This is a genomic window from Pseudomonas sp. 1L-C-7-B-C1 (assembly GCF_057291635.1).
On sequence record NZ_JBXAWH010000001.1, the window covers coordinates 206107 to 223193 of the forward strand.

At 61.5% G+C, this 17087-nt stretch carries 16 protein-coding genes and 1 pseudogene; 7 read left to right on the plus strand and 10 right to left on the minus strand.

Going from position 1 to position 17087, the window contains the following annotated elements:
- Positions 1 to 13 precede the first annotated feature (13 nt).
- Both aauS and aauR read left to right on the plus strand, forming a co-directional pair.
- Positions 14 to 1912: a two-component sensor histidine kinase AauS gene (gene aauS, locus AC0Z8Z_RS00940; RefSeq protein WP_485617427.1), complete on the plus strand. Its 1899-nt coding sequence runs from the start codon at positions 14 to 16 to the stop codon at positions 1910 to 1912.
- Positions 1913 to 2090: 178 nt separating this feature from the next.
- Positions 2091 to 3416: a two-component response regulator AauR gene (gene aauR, locus AC0Z8Z_RS00945; RefSeq protein ID WP_485617428.1), complete on the plus strand. Its 1326-nt coding sequence runs from the start codon at positions 2091 to 2093 to the stop codon at positions 3414 to 3416.
- Positions 3417 to 3720: 304 nt separating this feature from the next.
- Here aauR and AC0Z8Z_RS00950 read toward each other — a convergent pair whose 3' ends face one another.
- From AC0Z8Z_RS00950 to AC0Z8Z_RS00980, 7 genes and pseudogenes are all read right to left on the minus strand, one after another.
- The gene (locus AC0Z8Z_RS00950; protein WP_485617429.1) at positions 3721 to 4644 is read right to left on the minus strand and encodes a PfkB family carbohydrate kinase; all 924 of its coding nucleotides are present in this window, start codon (positions 4642 to 4644) and stop codon (positions 3721 to 3723) included.
- Positions 4634 to 6103 carry a purine-cytosine permease family protein gene (locus tag AC0Z8Z_RS00955; RefSeq protein WP_485617431.1) on the minus strand — a complete coding sequence of 490 codons (1470 nt, stop codon included), beginning with the start codon at positions 6101 to 6103 and terminating at the stop codon, positions 4634 to 4636. The genes AC0Z8Z_RS00950 and AC0Z8Z_RS00955 overlap by 11 nt, the downstream gene beginning before the upstream one ends.
- Before the next feature lie 157 nt (positions 6104 to 6260).
- Positions 6261 to 7277 (minus strand): ADP-ribosylglycohydrolase family protein, encoded by a 1017-nt coding sequence (locus tag AC0Z8Z_RS00960; RefSeq protein ID WP_485617433.1) that lies wholly within the window; start codon positions 7275 to 7277, stop codon positions 6261 to 6263.
- Positions 7274 to 7987 carry a GntR family transcriptional regulator gene (locus AC0Z8Z_RS00965; protein WP_163023094.1) on the minus strand — a complete coding sequence of 238 codons (714 nt, stop codon included), beginning with the start codon at positions 7985 to 7987 and terminating at the stop codon, positions 7274 to 7276. The genes AC0Z8Z_RS00960 and AC0Z8Z_RS00965 overlap by 4 nt, the downstream gene beginning before the upstream one ends.
- Before the next feature lie 171 nt (positions 7988 to 8158).
- A complete protein-coding gene (locus AC0Z8Z_RS00970; RefSeq protein ID WP_485617435.1) occupies positions 8159 to 8827 on the minus strand; it encodes a DsbA family oxidoreductase in 669 nt (222 codons plus the stop codon).
- A 110-nt stretch (positions 8828 to 8937) separates the two neighbouring features.
- A complete protein-coding gene (locus AC0Z8Z_RS00975; protein ID WP_172609444.1) occupies positions 8938 to 9930 on the minus strand; it encodes an alpha/beta fold hydrolase in 993 nt (330 codons plus the stop codon).
- Positions 9931 to 10086: 156 nt separating this feature from the next.
- Positions 10087 to 10695 (minus strand): annotated as a pseudogene (locus AC0Z8Z_RS00980) (uroporphyrinogen decarboxylase/cobalamine-independent methonine synthase family protein); the annotation flags it as partial.
- Between the two features lie 207 nt (positions 10696 to 10902).
- Between AC0Z8Z_RS00980 and metR the strand changes: the two are divergent.
- Complete coding sequence (gene metR, locus AC0Z8Z_RS00985; RefSeq protein ID WP_065992512.1) at positions 10903 to 11820, plus strand: transcriptional regulator MetR; 918 nt, start codon at positions 10903 to 10905, stop codon at positions 11818 to 11820.
- 39 nt (positions 11821 to 11859) lie between these two features.
- Here metR and AC0Z8Z_RS00990 read toward each other — a convergent pair whose 3' ends face one another.
- From AC0Z8Z_RS00990 to AC0Z8Z_RS01000, 3 genes are all read right to left on the minus strand, one after another.
- Positions 11860 to 12264 carry an NUDIX hydrolase gene (locus AC0Z8Z_RS00990; RefSeq protein ID WP_485617437.1) on the minus strand — a complete coding sequence of 135 codons (405 nt, stop codon included), beginning with the start codon at positions 12262 to 12264 and terminating at the stop codon, positions 11860 to 11862.
- A gap of 2 nt (positions 12265 to 12266) precedes the next feature.
- Positions 12267 to 13358, minus strand: a complete 1092-nt coding sequence (gene ddlA / locus AC0Z8Z_RS00995; RefSeq protein WP_205486921.1) for a D-alanine--D-alanine ligase — start codon at positions 13356 to 13358, stop codon at positions 12267 to 12269.
- A gap of 162 nt (positions 13359 to 13520) precedes the next feature.
- Positions 13521 to 13790 carry a type B 50S ribosomal protein L31 gene (locus AC0Z8Z_RS01000; RefSeq protein ID WP_122536087.1) on the minus strand — a complete coding sequence of 90 codons (270 nt, stop codon included), beginning with the start codon at positions 13788 to 13790 and terminating at the stop codon, positions 13521 to 13523.
- A 198-nt stretch (positions 13791 to 13988) separates the two neighbouring features.
- Here AC0Z8Z_RS01000 and AC0Z8Z_RS01005 point away from each other — a divergent pair, with 198 nt between their 5' ends.
- From AC0Z8Z_RS01005 to AC0Z8Z_RS01020, 4 genes are all read left to right on the plus strand, one after another.
- The gene (locus tag AC0Z8Z_RS01005; RefSeq protein WP_172609447.1) at positions 13989 to 14360 is read left to right on the plus strand and encodes a hypothetical protein; all 372 of its coding nucleotides are present in this window, start codon (positions 13989 to 13991) and stop codon (positions 14358 to 14360) included.
- 274 nt (positions 14361 to 14634) lie between these two features.
- Positions 14635 to 15093 (plus strand): helix-turn-helix domain-containing protein, encoded by a 459-nt coding sequence (locus AC0Z8Z_RS01010; RefSeq protein ID WP_485617439.1) that lies wholly within the window; start codon positions 14635 to 14637, stop codon positions 15091 to 15093.
- Positions 15093 to 15668, plus strand: coding sequence for a PIN domain-containing protein (locus tag AC0Z8Z_RS01015; RefSeq protein ID WP_485617441.1), 576 nt, complete (start codon positions 15093 to 15095; stop codon positions 15666 to 15668). Before AC0Z8Z_RS01010 ends, AC0Z8Z_RS01015 begins: the two co-directional genes overlap by 1 nt.
- 170 nt (positions 15669 to 15838) lie before the next feature.
- Positions 15839 to 16981, plus strand: a complete 1143-nt coding sequence (locus AC0Z8Z_RS01020; RefSeq protein WP_485617443.1) for an OpgC domain-containing protein — start codon at positions 15839 to 15841, stop codon at positions 16979 to 16981.
- Positions 16982 to 17087 lie beyond the last annotated feature (106 nt).

Consider the following 17087-nt stretch of genomic DNA (forward strand, 5'->3'; position numbering starts at 1 on the left):
CAGGACGACTGTGATGAAATGCGACCCCCCTCTCTACCGCGCCGCGCCGCCATCACTCGCCGTGAAACCCCGACTGATTCGCCATCTGTTCGTGCCGCCGCTGATCATCCTGCTGATGATTGCGCTGGGTTACGTTACCTATTTGTACAGCGAGAAGAACGCCATCAAGGCGCTGGGTGAGAACGGTCAGCGTCAGCTGGAGCTTCACGCGCGCACCGTCGAGAGCGAGATCAACAAATACAACTACCTGCCCAGCGTGCTGGAGCTGGAATCCAATGTTTCCGACCTGCTCAACAACCCGTCTGCGGAGTTGCGTTCCAAGGTCAACGATTACCTCGAGGGTCTGAACCGGCGCAGCCGCAGTCGGGCCATCTATGTGCTGGACACCACCGGCCGGGTGCTGGCGACCAGCAACTGGCGCGACGCCGACAGTTACCTCGGTGAAGACCTGTCCTTCCGCGCTTATTATCAGGACGCGATTCGCGGTCTGCCGGGGCGTTTTTACGGCATCGGCAGCACCACCGGCGAACCGGGTTACTACCTGGCCCACGGCCTGGAAGAGAAAGGCAAGATCATCGGCGTCGCGGTGATCAAGGTCCGCCTGGAAGCGCTGGAAGAACGCTGGCAGCGCGCGCGCCTGGAGGCGTTTGTCAGCGACGAGAACGGCATCATCATTCTCTCCAGTGACCCCGCCCGACGCCTCAAATCAGTCCGCCCGCTGACCGCCGAGATCAAGGAGCGGCTGGCGCGCAGCCTGCAGTATTACTGGTGGCCGCTCAACGAGTTGGTGCCGCTGGAACGTGAATCGATCGCCGATGGGGTCGAGAAACTGACCTTTCCCGCCAACACCAGCGTCGACCATGAGCACACGGTGGTGAGTTATCTGGCGCAGACCCGCGAACTGGCTGACACGCCGTGGCACCTGACCCTGCTTACGCCGCTGGAAGACCTGCGCCGGGAAGCCGCCAATCAGGGAATGCTCGTCGCCGTCGCCTGCGCGCTGGTGGCGTTTCTGCTGATTGCCTGGAACGAGCGGCGCAAGGTGATTTCCACCCGCCTCGCCGCCCGTGAGGCGCTGGAGCAGGCGAACAACGAACTGGAACGGCGCATCACCGACCGCACCGCCGACCTGCGCGCCAGCAATGAACGTCTGAAGGGGCAGATTCGCGAACGCCGCCAGGCCGAAGAAACCCTCCGCCAGGCGCAGGATGAACTGATCCAGGCCGGCAAGCTCGCCGCCATCGGCCAGATGTCCACGAGCATCGCCCACGAGCTGAACCAGCCACTGGCTGCGCTGCGCACCTTGTCGGGCAACACCGTTCGGTTTCTCGAACGGGGTGCGCTGGACACGGCGAGTGCGAACCTGCGCACCATCAACGATCTGGTGGATCGCATGGGCCGCATCACCGCCAGCCTGCGCGCCTTCGCCCGACGTGGGGAAGACAAGGGCCAGGCGTCGCTGAGTAAAGCGGTCGACGCTGCGCTTCAATTGCTCGCGGCGCGCCTGGACAATGCGTCACTGGAGCTGCACCAGCAGATCGACGATGTCGAACTGGCGATTGACCAGACCCGGCTTGAGCAGATTCTGGTCAACCTTATCGGCAACGCCCTGGACGCCATGCAGGCGCAGCCGCTGCCGATCCTATGGCTGGAAGGCGACGTGTTCGAGGGCCGCTATCGGTTGCGCGTGCGGGACAACGGCCACGGCATCGACGCCGAAGCGCGCAAGCATTTATTCGAGCCCTTCTTTACCACCAAGCCCGGCGAACAGGGACTGGGGTTGGGCCTGACGCTGTCCGCCAGCCTCGCCGCGGCGGCAGGCGGCACGCTCAATGCCGAGGACCCGGCCGAGGGGGGCACGATGTTCGTGCTGGTCTTGCCTCTGGTTGATCGCGGGGCAGCGGGTGTATGAAAGATCGACCCATTACCCGTCTCTGTGGGAGCGAGCTTGCTCGCGAAAGCGGAGGGGCATTTACCTTGTTCACACCTGACACACCGCTTTCGCGGGCAAGCGCGCTCCTGCCAGATTGCGCACTTCGACCATGGGAACCCCTCGCGATGAACGCAACGCTGTCGTACTGGAATCAACCATGAACACTGATCTGACGGTACTCATCGTCGAAGACGACCCGCATGTTCTGCTCGGCTGCCAACAGGCGTTGGCGCTGGAAGACATACACAGCCAGGGTGTGGGCAGTGCGGAAGAAGCGCTGGGGTTGGTCAGTGAAAACTTCGCCGGCATCGTCATCAGTGACATTCGCCTGCCGGGCATGGACGGGCTTGAGCTGCTCAAGCGCCTGAAAGAACGCGATCGAACCCTGCCCGTGGTGCTGATCACCGGTCACGGCGACGTGTCGATGGCGGTCGGCGCGATGCGCGATGGCGCCTACGATTTCATGGAAAAACCCTTCTCTCCCGAGCGTCTGGTCGAGGTTGCCCGCCGCGCGCTGGAGCAACGTGGGCTGGCCCGGGAAGTCTGGTCGCTGCGTCGGCAACTGGCCGAGCGCGACTCCCTCGAGGGCAAAATCATTGGCCGCTCCCAGGCGATGCAAACCCTGCGCGCACTGATCGCCAACGTCGCGGACACCTCGGCCAACGTGTTGATCGAAGGTGAAACCGGCACCGGCAAGGAACTTGTCGCCCGCTGCCTGCATGACTTCAGCCGCCGCCACGACCATCAGTTCGTCGCACTGAACTGTGGCGGCCTGCCGGAAAGCCTGTTCGAGAGCGAAATCTTCGGCCACGAGGCCAACGCCTTCACCGGCGCCGGAAAACGTCGCATTGGCAAGATCGAACACGCGCACGACGGCACGCTGTTTCTCGACGAAGTGGAAAGCATGCCGATCAACCTGCAGATCAAACTGCTGCGGGTATTGCAGGAGCGCACGCTGGAGCGACTGGGTTCAAACCAGAGTGTGGCGGTGGACTGCCGGGTGATTGCGGCGACCAAGTCGGAGCTCAATGCGCTGAGTAAAGCGGGCCAGTTTCGCAGCGACCTGTATTACCGGCTCAACGTAGTGACCCTCGAACTGCCGCCCTTGCGAGAGCGCCGCGAAGACATCCTGCAGTTGTTCGAACATTTTCTGCAGCAGTCGTCGCTGCGCTTTGACCGTGAAGCGCCACAGCTGGATGCGCAGACCCGCTCGGCATTGCTGGCCCATGACTGGCCGGGCAATGTGCGTGAGCTGCGCAATGTCGCCGAGCGTTATGCGTTAGGCCTGCCGGCGTTCAAAACGGCCGGTGCGGAAGTCGCCACTCAGCGCCTGGATTTCGCCGAAGCCGTGGAGGCGTTCGAGAAGAACCTGCTGGGCGAGGCGTTGCAGCGCAGCGGCGGCAATCTGAGTCAGGCCAGCCAGGAATTGGGCATGGCCAAGACCACGTTGTTCGACAAGGTGAAGAAATACGGGTTGGGGTGACTGCGTGGGCTCATCCCCAACTGCTGTCATCTAACGTGCCGACAATTCCGATCTTCCTGCAGATGCACGAACCGTGGGAGCGAGCTTGCTCGCGAAGGGGCCGGTACATCCACCCCATATGCAGCGGTTGTAATGGCCTCTTCGTGAGCAAGCTCACTCCCACAGGATCCGCGTACATCCTCTGAATCTTCAGCGGCTGAAATACCGCCTTCGTGAGCAAGGTGGAGCGCCACCCCGGTCACTCCCACATGATCGTCGCTCGCAACGCGATAACGCGGTGTCTGGACGACAGGAAATCTTAGAATCAGACACCGGCAACCCATGCATCCACCTCTGCCGCCGTCGGGGCAGTTGCCGGGCCCCAGCGGGTGACGGCGATGGCTGCGGCGGCATTGGCGCGCATTGCCGCTTGAGCAGCTGTCAGCCCTGACGCCAGCCCGGCCAGCAACACGCCTGCATGGGCATCGCCGGCGCCGTTGGTGTCGATGGCCGTGACCGGGAAGCCGCGCACGTGTCGGGTCTCGTGACCCTGACGAATCCAGCAGCCGTTCGGTCCATCACGCACCACCAATAACGCGTCGTCGCGCAGCCAGTGCGCCAGCCTCTCAAGGGCCCCATCGATCGCCTCGCACCCGGTGAAGCGCAGCGCCTCTTCCGCATTGCTCGTCCACAGCGTGATCAATGGCAACACCGCCTGCATGTCGGACGCCTCCGGCGAATCAATCAGCGGCCCCGGATCGAACACCACGCCCGCCCCTGCCGGCAACCGCGCAAGCCAGTCCAGCAGCGTCGACGCCTTGCCTTCGTGCAGCAAGCTGTAGCCGCTGACGAACACGTAATCCTCAGGCTGCACATTGACGCTACCCAGATCGTCAGCCGACAAACCGCCCTCGGCACCGACGTAGGAAATGAACGAGCGCTCGGCTGAGGGCTCTATGAGCGCCACCGACAGGCCGGTGTCCTGGCCCGTCGAAGCCGCAGTCGCGATGTCGATGCCCTCTGTCGCCATGGCCTGCCGCGCCAGATCGCCGAAACGCCCCGCGCCGTGGCGACCGAGATACACCGTTGGCAGCCCGTTGCGGCGCGCGGCGGCCATCACGTTGAACCCCCCGCCAGTTTCGAAAGCCGCGGAACGGGCGAGCACATCGCCGCCGGAACGGGGCAAGGCGTCCAGCGCCATGACCAGATCGACCACGACCTGGCCGGTGTAGAGCAATCTAGCGGGCATGAACAACCTCTTCGGCAATAACGCGACGGTCACGGGCACCGCCCAGTAACGCATACAGACCGCCCGCCACCACGAAGGTGACGATCCAGCCCAGGCCGTTATGGCCGAACCACGAGTCGGACAGCAAACCCTTGAACAGCACATTCTCCGGGGTGGTTGCGACGGTGGTGAAACTGTAACCGAGCACGATGGCCAGGGCCCATGCACCCAGCGCACGCCACTCGATGCCGCCGCGATACCAATAGGCGCTGCGCGGCGAGACGTCCATCAAATCAGCCGGTGAGTAGTAGTGGCGATGCATCAGGTCGACGATGAAGATCCCCACCCACGCAGTGATCGGCACGGCGAGCATGGAAATGAACGTGATGAACGGGCCGTAAAAACTGTCGGCGATCAGCATGAAGTAAATCGAACCGGCGAAGATCGCCACGATGTCGACAATCACTGCGTGCACGCGCTTGATCCGCAGGCCCAGGGTCAGCGTGGTCAGGCCCGCCGAGTACACCGACAGATTATTGGAGAGCAGTAGCCCGCCGAACGCCGTGATCAGGTACGGCACCGCCATCCAGGTCGGCAGCAGCTCGCGGATCGCGATGATCGGATCGGTGGCCGACGCCAGGTGGTCATTGCCCACCGACAGCAGGCCGCCCAAGGTGATCAGCAACACCAGCGGGATGCCCGCGCCGAAAGCGGCCGACGCCACCAGCCGCGTGGCCTTGACGCTGCGATGCTGGTAACGCGACATGTCGGCGCCCGCGTTGGCCCAGCCGATACCCGTGCCGGCCGCCATGGTGCCGATGCCGATGACCATCGCGCTCACCGGTGCAGGCGTGGCATTGAACACTGCAGCCCAGTCGATGTGCGCGATCAGGAAACCGCCGACGATGACGTTCAACGCGCCGAAGACGTACGTCGCCCATTTCTGGATGACCAGCAAGGTGGCGTGGCCGAGGCCGGAAACGGTCAGTGTCATCAGCACGAAAATGGCGATGAATACCAGGGTCAGGCCCGGCGCGCTCTTGGCCTCCACCGGCGTGGCGAAAAGGATCGAGCACAGCGACAGCAGTACGAACGCGGCGGTCGTGGTGTTCACGGTTTCCCAGCCCAGACGCGACATCAGCGAGACGATAGTCGGACCAATATTCCCGCGCACTCCGAAAATCGCCCGGGAAAGCGTAAGACTCGGCGCCCTGCCCCGTCGGCCGGCAATGGAAATGACCCCGACCACCGCAAACGAACCGGCCGCGCCGAGGATTGCGACGATGATCGCCTGCCCGATCGACAGCCCGCGGAAGGCCACGAGCGTCGCCCCCAGCGGCAGACCGAGGATGCTGATGTTGGCCGCGAACCACACCCAGAAAAGCTGCAACGGGTGACCGTTGCATTCGTTTTCCGGAACCGGCTCGATGCCGCGTGTTTCAAGCTGACCTGCGCCTTGAGCGGCGTTGGATGACGTCATGTGGATGCTCCTGTGCCATTTGTTCTGGTTGTGGGCAGTGCGCAAAGCAAACGACATCCGTGTCAGCGTAGGCTTTTGCAGGCTGCAAAAGCCCCGACTCGCGGCCAATGGAGCCGGGAGGTAGGTCTTGTTCTTTGATCGGGCTGCGTCGGCCGGGTCAGACCCCGCGCAGGGACAGCAACTGCTCGACCACGGGATGAAGGTCGAGCGCGTTGACGGTCTGGATCTGTTTGATCAGCGGTGCAGGCCAGGCGCCCATGCCTTCGCAGGCGCCGAGCATCGCCCCGAGAATGGCGGCGATGGTGTCGGTGTCACCGCCCAGACTGGCGGCCATGCACAGTGCGTCGAATGCCGACATCTGCCCGCGAGCCACTTGATGGGCGAGGGCGAACGCGGCGACCACCGATTCCTGGGAGGCGACGGACGTGCCGATCACGTCATAAATCAAATCGGGAAGTTGTTCATTGCTGCATTCGGCGCACATCTGTTTGGCCCATCGGATTCGGGCGGCGATGCGGCCGCCGGCGATCCAGTAGCCGTAACGCTCGGCCTCCTGGGCAATATGCGCGCCGACGTCGAGAGCCTCGCCGAGACTGGCGCCGCTGATGCCCGCCGAGACAACCGCCGCCACCGCCGCTGCGCTGGAGATCCCGAGGTTGGTGTTGTGGGTGACCTGGCAGGCCTGTTTCACCGCTTCGACGAAGCGCGCTTCTTCGCGTACGTCGAAGGCAATGCCCACCGGCGTAATGCGCATCGCGGCGCCGTTGGTGGTGCCGAAACGCCCGGCTTCTTCAGGACTGTACCCGGCCAGAATCATCTCGATGGCGCGCTTGGTCGAAGGGCCCAACAGGTCTTGGGAACCCTTGGCCTGCATCACCGCTTCCCAGTCGATCAAGTGTTGCGCCAGGTCCGAAGGCTCGATGCGCCCTCTACCGGCGACCAGCAATTCGGCGACCAGCACCGCCTGTTCGGTGTCATCGGTGATAGAGCCGGCAGGCATGTTAGGCGCAATGGGCTGATCAGCACCGGCCGCTTGCAAGGTCGTGATGCGGTCGAATCGCTGCCTGATCTGTTCGCGACTCAGGGATTGCGTCGGCATGCCCAAGGCATCGCCCAGCGCCAGTCCGTAGAAAGCGCCCAAGCCTCGGTCGCGAGTGTCGATCAGTGCGGTCATGTGGACGATCCAAAAGCCAGATGCAGACGAAAATGCACGGGGTCCAGAAGACTTTCCACGTGCTCCATGAAACGTTCGCGGCGATCAAACGTGGTGCGCGTCGCCTTGAGGAACACCGAGCCCGGCTGGCGCAACATCAGCGCCGCGTCGTCGTTGCTCAGGGGCTCGGCACCGATCCACTGATCGCCGCGATCCCCGACATAGCCGTGGGCGGCCAGCGTGACTGTCAGCGAATCTTCGATCAGCCCGTCGCGGGGCAGATTTTCCAGGCCGTCGCAGGCCGGGATCAGCACGCGCTCCAGCGACACGACGCTGCCATCGCCTGCCGTTCGACGACGGTCCAGTGCGATGAACTCCGCGGTACCAAACCGGCCCGCCAGGTCAGGCCGCTGCACCGCCACCAGACGCAGAATCTCGGTGCTGACCCTGGCGCCGGTGTCGGCCAGGGCCTGGGCCCACCCGGCACGCTGATCCAGCGAGATGCCGTCGTAGGTCACGATCGAGCCGACGCCGGTTTGCGTGGCGATGTAGTTGCGTCGCTTGAGTTCGGACAGCGCTTCGCGCAGCGTGCCTCGGCTAACGTTGAATTCCTGGGCAAGCAGATTCTCGCCGGGCAACAATTCGCCCGAGCCCATCTGGCCGCTTTCGATGCGTCGGGCCAGCTCATCCACTACACGTTTTTTCTTGTCGAATCGAACCTGTCTAATCATGTACAAATTGATATCCGAAAGTGGCTGGGAGGAGCAAGTGTTTTTTGGAATGCAACGGGCGATGCGTAACAACACATGACAGTAGATAGCGCACCGCCGTTGACCGTCATCCGGGGTCCAGACACCCCGGATAACCGCCTTCGCGATGCGCTTCAGGGTTGATGACAGGTCTCAGCTGACAGGGTCAACCACGCTCGATTCTTCGCCCACGATCTGACGAATGGCGCTGACGAACACGTCAACCGGTTGCCCACCGGACACGGCATACTGGTCGTTAAAAACGATTGTCGGCACCGAACTCACGCCCCGCGACACCCACAATTGTTCCAGTTCGCGAACTTCGCTGGCGTAGTGGTCGCTGGCCAGCAAGGCCTCGGCGCGCACCCGGTCCAGCCCGACTTTCTGCGCAATATCTGCCAGCACTTGGTGGCTGGATACGTTGGCATGCTGGCTGAAGTACGCGGTGAACAGCGCGTCTTTCAGCGCATGCTGCTTGCCTTCCAGCTCGGCCCAGTGCAACAGTCGATGGGCATCGAAGGTGTTGAAGATGCGTCGCTCGCCCTGCTTGAAAACGAACCCGAGCTCAGCGCCGCGCTCACGAATGTTCTCGGCGTTGGCCTGGAATTGTTCCCGCGTGGAGCCGTACTTTTCGGCGATGTGCTCGAAGATATCCTGGCCTTCCGGCGGCATCTGCGGGTTGAGTTCGAAGGGTTGGAAGTGGATGTCGGCCTGGACTTCATCGCCCAGGTGCTCAAGCGCCTGGTCCAGCGCGCGCAGGCCGACGATGCACCAGGGGCAGGACACGTCGGAGATGAAGTCGATTTTCAGCGGAGTGCTCATGGCAGCCTCGTGCAAGGGAGGGAAAGCGCCACGATACGCCGATCACGCTGGCGCTCAAACCCTACACCGGCGCGACCGTCCTCAACAGGCAGGTCAAGCAAGGCGCTGCATCAGAGCTGCGCGACGTGGGAAGCGTCTTCACGATGCTCGCGCAAATAGGGCAACACGGCCGCCAGCAAAGGGGCTTTGAACGCTTCCTGAAAACGGTGGGCCAGGCCGGGAATGAGCTTCAGTTGACTGCCCTGAATGTGTGCTGCCACATGAATCCCGTGCATCACTGGCAATAGCGGATCCGCCGTGCCGTGCACGACCAGTGTAGGCACCCGCAGGCGGTTCAACAGTTCGACTCGGCTGGGTTCGGCGAGGATCGCCAGAATCTGCCGTTTCACGCCTTCAGGATTGAACGCCCGGTCGTAGGAAACCGCCGCCTGATGCAGCAGCATCTGCCGATCGTCCTTGACCTCCGGGCTGCCCAGCGCCGCCAGAAGATCAGCCTGTTGCTCAAGGGCAGTCTGCCGGTCCGGCGCGCCACGACGTGCCAGCAGTTGCAACAACGCCGGGCTGGGCATCGGCAGGCCGGGCGCGCCGGAGCTGGTCATGATCAGCGTCAGACTCTCCACGCGCCTGGGCGCCATGTCCGCCAGATGCTGCGCGATCATGCCGCCCATGCTCGCACCCAGCACGTGAAACTGCTGAACGTGCAGCGCGTCCATCAGGCCCAGCGCATCCTGAGCCATGTCGGTGAGCGAGTACGGTGCCGACACCGGCAGGCCGATTTTGTAGCGCAGCACTTCATAGGTGAGGTTTGGGCTCGGCGGCGCCTGGACCCAGGTCGACAATCCGACGTCCCGGTTGTCGTAGCGAATCACGCGAAAGCCCTGCTGACACAGGGCCACGACCACTTCATCCGGCCAGTGGATCAGTTGTCCACCGAGGCCCATGACCAGCAACAGCGCCGGGTCGGAATCACGACCGATGCTCTGATACGCCAGGTGCACGTCATCGAGCTCGGCCACTTGCGTGGGAACATCAACATCGCATCGAGAGGCCGCAAAAGACGGCAGGCTGCACAAGAGCGCAGCCAGAAAAAGTAAAACCCGCATGGAAAAACACCGACACACAGAACCCCAGTAGGCCGCGAGTCTGATGAAGTTTTCTCAAGCGCGCTGCCACAGTTGCGTGACAGTTTGATGAAGAGGGCTGAGCGGTAGCAAAACGGTCATCTCGACCTGCATTCACGCGGCCGCTGATGCCTGCGAGCTGATCGAATCTGCGACCCAGAGGTTGTCGGCAAAGCGCAATTGCGCTTCCTTCACCACCTCAAGCGCGGCTTCAGCGTTCACGCCTGCTGCGTCCAGTTCCCCTGCCACACCCAGCGACAGCACCTTGTAGATCGGCAGGCGGTCCAGCACCAGAGGCATCTGCTCCGGGGCACTCAGCACATCGACATGCAGGCCTTGCACAGGCAAACACACCGCAAGGCCAAGGTTGCTGCCCAGCCCGAGACCGCCGCAAGACACCGCGAGCAGCTTCTTGAGCGGCGAATATTGCAGAGCGTGGTAAGCGCGCTCGAAGGCGTTCTTCCAGTCCTGCGGCAAATCGAGGGTCAGGATCGGCTCGTCGATCTGCACCCACTCGACGCCCTTGCCCGCCAGCCGACCCAGGATCTCGCCGTACACCGGCAGCAGACGATCAAGCAAGTCGAGCTTGTCGAAGCTTTCGCCCTCCGCCTGCCCCAGCCAGAGGTAGGTCAATGGCCCGATGATTTCCGGCCGGATCGTTTGGCCCTGCGCGCGGGCTTCATCGACCTCATCGAACAGCGGCGCCCAATTCAGGTTAAAGCGTTGATCACGGGTGAGCGTTGGCACTGCATCCACCTCAACACCATCACCCAGGGTTTCGAGGATGTGCTTGAAGCCCTTGGCCACGCCGATGTGAGGAAAATGAGTGTTGTTGACATGGCCCATGCTGACTGCTTCCTTCAAAAGATGGCGCCATTGTCGACACTTCTCCTTACATGAGACAAACTCATTAAATTCGTGTTGATCACAAAATTTACTCATGGAGCGCCGTCGGTGCTGGAAATTCGTCACCTGAAAACCCTGCATGCATTACGCGAAGCAGACAGCCTCGTCGACGCGGCCGACCGCCTGCATCTGACGCAATCGGCGCTGTCCCACCAGTTCAAGGAACTGGAAGAACGTATGGGCATGCCGCTGTTCGTGCGCAAGACCAAACCGGTGAGGTTCACCAGCGCGGGCTTGCGCCTGTTGCAACTGGCCGATTCGGTGCTGCCGCAGCTGCGCCATGCCGAGCGGGATATCTCGCGGCTTGCCGGCGGTGTCGCCGGACGCCTGCACATGGCGATCGAATGCCACAGTTGCTTTCAGTGGCTGATGCCGACGATCGATCAGTTCCGCGATGCGTGGCCGGAGGTGGAGCTTGATCTGGCGTCGGGCTTCGCTTTCGCGCCCCTGCCCGCCCTGGCCCGCGGTGATCTGGATCTGGTGGTGACCTCCGACCCTCTGGAGCTGGCAGGCATTACCTACGTGCCGCTGTTCACCTACGAGGCGATGCTCGCGGTCGCCAATCAGCACCCGCTGGCGGCCAGGCCTTATGTGGTGCCGGAAGACCTGATCAATGAAACGCTGATCACCTACCCCGTCGAGCGCGACCGGCTGGACATTTTCACGCGCTTTCTCGAGCCGGCCGACATCGAACCTGCGCAGGTGCGCACGTCCGAGCTGACGGTGATGATGATGCAACTGGTGGCCAGCGGCCGCGGGGTATGTGGGATGCCGCACTGGGCGCTGCATGAATACAGCTCACGCGGGTACGTGAAGGGCAAGCGGCTGGGGGAAAAAGGATTGTTCGCCACGCTGTACGCGGCCATTCGTGCAGACATGCTGGACGCGCCCTACATGCGAGACTTCTTGCTGACGGCGAAGGACACGTCGTTTTCGACACTGGACGGGGTGAGTGCGGTGCGTTGACGCCACGCTGCTTACCCCATGCAATGCAGCGCCTGCAAATCAGGCGTTTTGCAGGCTTCGGTACAGCGGCAATATCGAATCCCGGGTCAGCGGCGCGAGGTGCAACTGGTCAACATTCCCGCCGTCGACCCAGATTGCTTCTTCGATCTCGGCTGCGGGACTGACCGGATCCTCAACCTGAACGCCATACAGCTGGCAGTTCACCTCGAAGCCCGGCTCGTTCGCCGCCACCGCCGAAAACTCACCCAAAAATCGCGCGTGTTCAGGCGCGATGACCAGTCCCAGTTCCTCGTTCAGCTCACGGGCCAGCGCATCGAGCGCCGACTCACCGGGGTCGATCTTGCCGCCCGGCTGCATGAACGCCTCGGTCCCGCGTTTGCGCACCAGCAGTGTCTTGCCATCGGCGCGAGTAAGGAGAGCGGCAGCGATGCGGAGCGTTTTCACCGTCACAGCACCACCTCGGTCTTCAGCGCGCGGGTTTCTTCAGCGCGTTCCAGCGCCAGTGTGATCAACCGGTCGATCAGCTCGGCGTAGCTCAAGCCGGTGGCCTGCCAGAGTTTGGGGTACATGCTGATGGAGGTGAAACCGGGGAGCGTGTTGACCTCGTTGATGATGATTTCCCGCGCCTCGGTGACGAAGAAGTCCACCCGCGCCAGACCGGCGCAGCCCAGCACGCGATAGGCCTGCAGCGCCACTTCACGCACGGCCTCGCTCATATCCTCGGACATTTGGGCAGGGATGGCGATGCGGGCCTGACCGTCGTTCAGGTACTTGGTGTCGTAGGCGTAAAACTCGTCATTGGCGACGACCTCACCGCACACGCTGACCTTCGGTTCGTGGTTGCCCAGCACGGCGCATTCCACCTCACGACCGACGATGCCCTGCTCGATCAGCACCTTGTTGTCGTAGTCGAAGGCCAGTTTCAGCGCAGCGGCGTAACCGGCTTCGTCAGTGACTTTGCTCACGCCGACCGACGATCCCTGGCACGCCGGCTTGACGAAAAGCGGCAGGCCCAGCTGCGCAGAGACGCTGACAAAATCCACCGTCTCGCCACGTTGAAGGACCACAAAGGGCGCGACCGAAATACCCGCATCGCGCAGCAGCCGTTTGGTCACGTCCTTGTCCATGCACGCCGCAGAGCTCAGCACATCCGGGCCCACGAACGGAATGTCCAGCAAACGCAACATGCCTTGCAGGCAGCCGTCCTCCCCGAAACTGCCGTGTATCAGCGGGAACACCACATCGATGCGCGGCACCTCTGCGCCGGTCTGCACTTCCACGAACTGCGGCCCGCTGGCGCCCGGCATCAGCGAAAGCAGGCGGCCGGATTCACTGAGTTTGATGTGCGCCGGATCGGTGGGATTCTGCAGATAATCCTGCTCGTCGAAGCGCAGCCAGTGGCCCTGCTTGTCGACACCGATCAGGGTGATGGAGAAGTTGTTGCGATCAATCGCGTTGATCACGTTGCGCGCCGATTGCAACGACACTTCATGCTCGGAGGATTGCCCACCGAAAACGATGGCGACTGACTTTTTCAAAGGGGGATGCTCCTGAATTTCAGGTCGCAGAGCTAAAAGCAATTTCGCCCGATAGTCCAGTGCCAAGGTGGGGGGCAGGACCGAATACAGGAAAAACGGGCAAAAAAAATCCCGCGCCCGGGTGATCGACTGGCGATGCCCGGAGCGCGGGAAGTGCTGCTGTCATTCTTCTTTCTTGGCGCCGGAGCCAAAGGTGGCGAAACGCTTGTTAAAGCCGGCGATACGGCCTTCGGTGGTGGTTTTGCGCTGTTGACCGGTGTACATGGGATGCGACGCGCTAGACACGTCGAGGGCAACGTAAGGGTAGGAGTTGCCATCGGTGTGAGTGTGCGTACGGTCGGTATCAACCGTGGAGCCGATCAGGAAAAACACATCGGCAGCGGTGTCGTGGAACAGGACCTGACGGTAGTCGGGATGGATGTCGGCTTTCATCGTCTTTCTCCAGAATGTAAGCAATCATGTAATACGTTATACAGTATCAATTCGAGATAGTTCAACCGGAACCCATTTTGTAACGGTTACAACTTTCGCCTTTTCCGACGCCTCCCCTGCCGCTAACGTTCGCGCCCTGACGACCCAGCCCGGTCCTCAACGGGAACGGAATGAACAACAACACCAGGAGGTAGTGCCATGCACTTGATCGATCGTTACGAAATGAGCGTCCCCGCACACATGAAGCTGATCGACGCCCGCAGTGCGTTGAATCATCTGCAGCGTCTGGTCCAGGCGACAGACGGCAAGCCTGAATCCAAGGAGCTTGTCAGCCTGATCGAAACGATCGTAGAGGCTTTTCATGAAGCCGCTGACGACGTCATGCCCGTCAACGACCACGACGTGTTCATGCGCCAGGCCTGCGAATGGAACTACATCGGGCTGTCCCCCAAAGAGCGCGAAGTGCTTCACGAAATCCGCTGCTGCAATGACGACGGCAAGGAAGACATCTATCGAATGATCAGCGAGACACTGGACCGCAAGCCGATGCTGATGCCGGAAGCTCTGTAATCTGCGGTTGCATTCAGGATCTGCGTGCACAAAAAGGGGCGCCTGAATTACCCCCTCCTGCGATGCTCGTCCTAATAAATGCCGGTTGCAGCCCAACCTGACGATGTCACAAGGATGAGATCGATTGAAAGCGTTCAGCCGCCGTAGAGCAGTCGATCTCGGACTGCTCTACGGCTCACTAGCCAGAACGGCAGGCTGACCTGACTGCGCCATTGCATTTTCGTTTATTTCGAATACCATCATCAGCTCTTGCCTACAGCGCCGGTACACCGACATGAATGCATCCACTGCGTCAGCCTTTCCCGAAGCCCGAGAAGTCGCAGCCGCCGTGCAGGGGCAACGCGATCTGGCGGCCTACCTGACAACCCGAACCGACACCCAGCGAATCGAAATCTACGATGCCGAGAACAAGGCACACACCGTCGACTTGCCCACGAGCGCACTTCGGCTGCTCGTCGATATTCTCGGAGAACTGGCGTTGGGCAACTCCGTCAAGGTTGTCCCGGTGCACGCCGAGCTGACGACCCAGGAAGCCGCTGATCTGCTCAACGTCTCCAGACCTCATTTGGTCAAGTTGCTTGAGGAACGCGCTCTTCCTCACTTCAAAACCGGTCGCCACCGCAGAGTGTTGTTCTCTGACCTGATGGCGTTCAAGAACAAACGCGACGAAGCCAGCCGAAAAGCGATGGATGATTTGTCCCGGCTTTCAGAAGAGCTCGAGATGGGCTACTGATGCGGCAGTCTCCTTTCACAGCGGTTTATGATGCGTGCGTGTTGTATCCAGCTCCGCTACGAGACTTGCTGATTCGTCTCGCGGGAAAAGGCTTGTACAGGGCCAAGTGGACGGCCGAAATTGACGACGAGTGGAAGCGTAACCTTCTTCTCAACCGCAAGGATCTTCTGCCCGAGCAACTGGATCGCATATCTGAATTGATGGTTCGCGCGGTACCCGATGCCATTGTCACCGGACACGCGGATCTCTGTTTTGGCCTGCGCTTACCGGATGAAGACGATGTGCATGTGCTGGCGGCAGCGATACGCTGTGACGCAGAAGTTATCGTGACGTTCAATTTACGAGATTTCCCGGCCACCTCTTTATGCGCATTCGAGATTGAAGCCCAGCATCCAGATGAGTTCATCATGAATCTCTGGGACCTGGATCAAGCCGCAGTGTTGGCGGCCGCAGCAGAGATGCGCCGCGCGCTCATCCGTAATCCTTTTACGGCCGATCAGTTCATTGAATGCATCTACAAACAGGGTCTACCTCAAACTGCTGCGGCAATGAGAGGATATTCCGCTCTTCTGTAGTTCAGCACCTCAGTAGCGGGCTTTTAAGCGAGACATCCTGCAACATCCACCCTTTGCTTTTACCCCGCAAACCCGCCACCCTGCGCGCCGCCGATCTGACCCTGCTGACGGCAAGGAACCACGGCCCCACTGGCCCCTCTTCTATAAACACCTTTGCAAGGCCCACCGTCATGACGAACGGACGCGACCATCGCATCGACTTCTTTCGGGGTCTGGCGCTGATTTTCATTTTTTGGGATCACGTGCCGGCCAACCCTTTCGCGCAACTGACGCTGCGCAATTTTGGTTTCAGCGATGCCGCCGAGGTGTTCGTGTTTCTCGCCGGCTACGCTGCAGTCCTCGCTTACGGCCGGGTGGCGCAGCGTGACGGTTATGTCGTGGCCTGCCTGCGTATCCTGCGGCGGACATGGGTGTTGTACGTCGCGCACATCTTTTTGCTGACGCTGCTGATGGGCATCGTTTTCGTCGCCAACAACCACGTCGAAACCCGCGACATGGTGCGGGAGATGGGGCTGGAGTATTTCGTCGGCAACCCGCAGCAGGCGCTGGCCGATGAATTGTTGCTGAGGTTCAAGCCCAACCTCACCGACCCGCTGCCGCTATACATTCTGCTGATGGGCGCTCTTCCGATCATTCTGCCGATCATGCTGCGCAACGCGGCGCTGGCGATCGGCCTGTCGATTGCGCTGTACATGATGGTGCCGCTGCTCGGCTGGAACCTGCGCGCCTACGAAGGTGGCGGTTACTGGTATTTCAACCCGGTCGCCTGGCAGTTGATCTTCGTGCTTGGCGGGGCCTTTGCCTTGCACACTCAACGCGAGCTGACCGCTAAACCCAGCGCTCGCCCGCTTTGGCAACAGCCGCTGTTTCTCATGGCGGCGACCTACCTGCTGATGGCCGGCGTCATCACCGTGCTGTGGAAATTCCCCGACGTGCATGACGCGCTCCTACCTTCAGCGTTGACCCAACTGATCTATCCGATCAGCAAGACCGATCTGTCGCCGGTGCGCTTGCTGCATTTCCTTGCGCTGGTATATGTCGTCGCAAAGGTACTGCCGACGTCGGTAACCTGGCTCGACAACTGGCCTGTCCAGCAGACCTGCCGGATGGGTCGATACTCGCTGGAAATCTTCTGTCTGGGCGTCCTCCTCGCCCCGCTCGCCGATATGGCGAACGCGCTGGCGGACGATGCCTGGCAAATGCGCGTGATCACCGCGCTGCTAGGCCTGGGGTTGATGCTGCTGTTGTCGAACTGGCTGGAGTTGAACAAGCGATTGGGCAGCCCGAAGGCGACGCGCGTGGTGAAGGTTTGAGAACAAGGTCTCACTTGGGCCGGTCTTCGGAAGTTTCCTACTGGTTTATCAGGCAAAGCTTTTCCGCGAATTGCCGTTACGCGAAGGAGTGGATAAATCAGCGGAG